This window comes from Moorena sp. SIO4A1 (genome assembly GCF_010672065.1).
GTDB lineage: Bacteria > Cyanobacteriota > Cyanobacteriia > Cyanobacteriales > Coleofasciculaceae > Moorena.
Window position 1 is genome coordinate 1 of the sequence record NZ_JAAHHX010000930.1, and the last position, 1,168, is coordinate 1,168.

Annotated in this window: 2 protein-coding genes and 1 pseudogene; all 3 read left to right on the forward strand. The window is 46.6% G+C overall.

From position 1 onward, the window contains the following. A partial coding sequence (locus F6K53_RS44195; RefSeq protein WP_366511454.1) for a hypothetical protein occupies nt 1–460 on the forward strand: 460 nt, incomplete at its 5' end. 75 nt (nt 461–535) lie between these two features. Further along, a complete protein-coding gene (locus F6K53_RS44200; RefSeq protein ID WP_293072601.1) occupies nt 536–913 on the forward strand; it encodes a hypothetical protein in 378 nt (125 codons plus the stop codon). Between the two features lie 41 nt (nt 914–954). Next, nucleotides 955–1,168, forward strand: a pseudogene (locus F6K53_RS44205) (undecaprenyl/decaprenyl-phosphate alpha-N-acetylglucosaminyl 1-phosphate transferase); the annotation flags it as partial.

The window sequence follows — 1,168 nt, forward strand, 5'->3', positions numbered from 1 at the left end:
ATGGGCTGTTGCTTTAGGAGGAGAAGGAATCATTAACGTGGGACGATTACCAGAAGATAGTCCCACTGAATTTAATGATTTCGAGCATACCTACTACGGAGCAGTTACCAAGGTGCTTCCCCTCAGAGCTAACCCTCGTGACCCTTTTGGTCTGGCAGTAGTCACGGTGGGCGCTGGTACAGGTCGGTTTCGCAGTGAAGAACAGATTAATAATCAGGAAAACGGTATTGGTGTCTTTGGTACTGTAGGTGTGGGAGTGCTCCCGTGGGTAAGTTTAATTACGGAGTGGACGGGACAAGATTTAGCCATCGGTGCATCCATCGTCCCGTTTAAAAATATCCCTCTGACAATTACTCCCGCCGTAAGAGATATTGTTGGTGCAGGGGACGGAGCCCGTTTTGTTGTGGGTGTTGGTGGCTCAGTAGGGGATGTGATCTCTCTGTTGGATCTGATCTTCTAAGATTCCGGTTTAGGTCTCAACTGCCGTTAAGGCAAGCTAACAGGTTACACCGAGGTAAATTCACAGAGGTAAATCATGAAACTCATGCCCTCAATTAAAACTAAAACTGCCAGCGTTGTGGCAATCACTGCTTTGGCGGTGGCATCCACTTCAGTTTTGCCTGCCCAGGCTCAACATAATAATTCAGATTCTACCGGGACGAATGCGTCAGACAATACAGGTCTAATCGCACGCATTATCAAGTTTAGCATTCGCAAGCAAATCCGCGAGCAAATCCGCCAAGGAGTTGAAAAAGGAGTCCACGAGTATACTCATTTTTACGACAATGCTCAACGGCTTTTCGGGGAGATAGAAGCTTGTGCGGCGTCTAATTGTCCAGAGATGGGCAACTTACTAACCGAAGCTGCTCAGGTTGTCGAAGGCCTTCCCGAGCCACCGAACGTAAATTACTAAATCTTAGTTCTGAGAGCTGGTAATTTTTACGCCATTGCACCATGGTTTCCTCTGGATATTATGTAGTTGCCTTCATTGTTGCCGCTTTAATTGTTTTGAATACTATTCCGATAGTTAAAGCGGCTGCCATCAAGTATCAGTACACGGATTTACCAGCCGAGCGTAAAGTGCATCGACAACCAATGGTGCGTTTAGGGGGAATTTCTATTGCTGCTGGCACCTTACTTGCTCTATTTTTAGTATGGAGTCTAGGAG